Origin of the sequence: Nonomuraea sp. K271, assembly GCF_009908215.1 — a bacterium.
Classification (GTDB): Bacteria; Actinomycetota; Actinomycetes; order Streptosporangiales; family Streptosporangiaceae; genus Nonomuraea; species Nonomuraea longispora.
In genome coordinates, this window is record NZ_JAAAHR010000355.1 from 1 (window position 1) to 1,976 (window position 1,976).

Here is a 1,976-nt window from a genome sequence, read left to right on the forward strand (position 1 = left end):
CGGGTAGCGGTGGCGGGTAGCGGTGGCGGGCGGCGGTGACGTCCGTTTGTTCAGGAACATTCCCCCTTTCGGTGGTGGCCGGTTGGTATGGAGGGGAAGGCCAGGCATGCTCGATCACGATCCGCCTTTTCGTCTGGTGCGCCGCCGGGGGGGGTTATCTGGCGCTGGAGGATTTGGGCCTTATCGGTGACGGCACGACGGCGGCGCTGGTGGGTGTGGACGGCTCTATCTCGTGGTTGTGTCTGCCCCGTTTTGACAGCGACCCGCTGTTGTGTGGTCTGCTGGATGATGAGCGTGGTGGCCACTTCGTGTTGACCGTGGACGGTTTGCGTGAGGCGCGGCAGTTCTATGTGCCGGACACCGCGGTGCTGGTGACCGAGTTGCGCGGCCCGACCGGCCTGGTTCGGATCACTGATGCGCTGGTCCTGCGTGCGGGCGCTGACTTGAGCGACGACGCGGGTGGTGGCCGGTGTGAGTTGGTGCGGTCCGCCGTGGTTCGGTCCGGGACCGTGCGGTTGCGGGCGGAATTGGAGCCGTATGGTGGTGGGCAGGCGCGGGCTCTTTACGACGGTTTGGAGGTGCGCGCTTCCCGGCGGCCCGACTTGCGGCTGCATCTGCGGTCCAATCGTCCGCTGACCGGCTTGCGTGCCGTGCACGACCTTCAGGAGGGCGATCGTCTGGATCTGGTGCTGTCGTGGGGCCGCATCCACCGTCATCATCGGTTCGATCCCGAGGCGATGGTGCGGCAGACCATCGAGGCCTGGCGGCGCTGGATGCGTAAGTGCCGTTATCGGGGCCCGCAGGAGGCGCTGGTCCGACGTTCGGTGATCACTTTGAAGCTGTGTGATGACTGGGACAACGGTTCGCTTGTCGCGGCGCCTACGTCTTCCTTGCCCGCGCCGATCGGCGGGGTGCGCAATTGGGATTATCGCTACACCTGGGTCCGTGACGCGGCTTACTCGGTGTTCGCGCTGCGCCGTGTCGGTTTTGAGGAGGAGGCTGACGCCTTCCTCGGCTGGGTTCTCGATGCTTTTGAGCAGAGTCGTCATCCGCGTGTCATGTACACCCTTGACGGGCGTCCGGTACCGGAGGAGATCCACGATCCGGGCTTGGAGGGTTACCGTCGCTCGGCGCCGGTGCGATGGGGCAACGGCGCCGCCGATCAGCGCCAGCATGATGTCTACGGTGAGGTGCTGGACTGCGCCGACCAGTGGCTGCTTCCTGGGCGTGAGCTCCAGCCGGCGCTGTGGTCCGGTCTGGCGGAGCTGGCCGGGGCCGCCGCGCATTGGTGGCGGCAGCCGGATCAGGGCATCTGGGAGGTGCGTAGTGAGGGCCGGGTCTTCACCTACTCGGTGGGGATGTGTCAGGTGGCTCTGAACAGGGCCTCGGCCATCGGCGAGCGGCTCGGTCTGTCCGGGCCGATCGCCGCCTGGCGGGCCACCGGCGAGAAACTCCGCCGGCTTATCCTGGAACAGGCCTGGAACGAGGACGAGCAGTGTCTGAGCGAGCACCTCGACGGCAGCGGCGGCCTGGATGCCAGCCTGCTCGCGCTGCCGCTGCGCAAGGTCATCCCCGCCGACCACCCACGCATGGCCGCCACGACGGCGGCCATCGCCGAACGTCTGTCGGCCGGTGACGGCCTGCTCTACCGCTATCTGCACGAGCACTCGCCCGATGGCCTGGCCGGCGACGAGGGCGCCTTCGTGTTGTGCGGTTTCTGGCTGGTCGACAACCTGGTCCTGCAGGGCCATCGGGACCGGGCCGAGGAGTTGTATGCGATGTTGTGCGCCCGCGCCAACCCGGTCGGGCTGATGCCCGAGCAGATCGACCCGTCCACCGGAGCGTTCATGGGCAACTTCCCGCAAGCGTTCAGCCACATCGGGATCATCGCCAGCGGCGTCAACCTCGCACGAGCGAAAGCAGGCACCACGGCATGATCGACCGACTCGTCATCCTCGGCGCCACCGGCGACCTCA

General features: G+C 67.2%; 1 protein-coding gene. It reads left to right on the forward strand.

The window, feature by feature from the left end; translation table 11 throughout:
* Positions 1–74 precede the first annotated feature (74 nt).
* Positions 75–1,937, forward strand: coding sequence for a glycoside hydrolase family 15 protein (locus GUY59_RS46860; RefSeq protein WP_201762182.1), 1,863 nt, complete (start codon positions 75–77; stop codon positions 1,935–1,937).
* Positions 1,938–1,976 lie beyond the last annotated feature (39 nt).